The organism is Psychromonas algicola (assembly GCF_004378355.1).
GTDB lineage: Bacteria > Pseudomonadota > Gammaproteobacteria > Enterobacterales > Psychromonadaceae > Psychromonas.
On the sequence record NZ_SNUB01000113.1, the window covers coordinates 1 to 319 of the forward strand.

Annotated in this window: 1 protein-coding gene; it reads right to left on the reverse strand. The window is 67.1% G+C overall.

Going from position 1 to position 319, the window contains the following annotated elements; genetic code table 11:
- Positions 1-319: arginine deiminase-related protein (locus E2R67_RS16705; protein ID WP_208379558.1), on the reverse strand; the 319-nt coding region annotated here is incomplete at both ends.

A 319-nucleotide genomic window follows, 5' to 3' on the forward strand; every position in this document is an offset into this window, starting at 1 on the left:
CCGCCGTCAGAAGGATCGCCCCGTCGCCGTACCGTGCCGCGATCGACTCGCCCAGCGCAGGATCCGCGAAACCATCCGGGGCCAGCACCACGGCGCGAGACGCGAGCACGCTCATCACGACATTGCCGTGGTATTCACCCGGCGCCAACTCGAACGGCACCAGCTCCGCCAATCCAAAGGCGGTTGCCATCGCGTCGGCACCCGTGCGGTCACAACGCTCCGACAGCCCGCAGTAGCCGATTCCGCGCCCACGATCGATCACCATCGACCCGGTCAGCTCGCAGATGCCGGGCTGTCGGCGCAAATCGACTTCGACGTA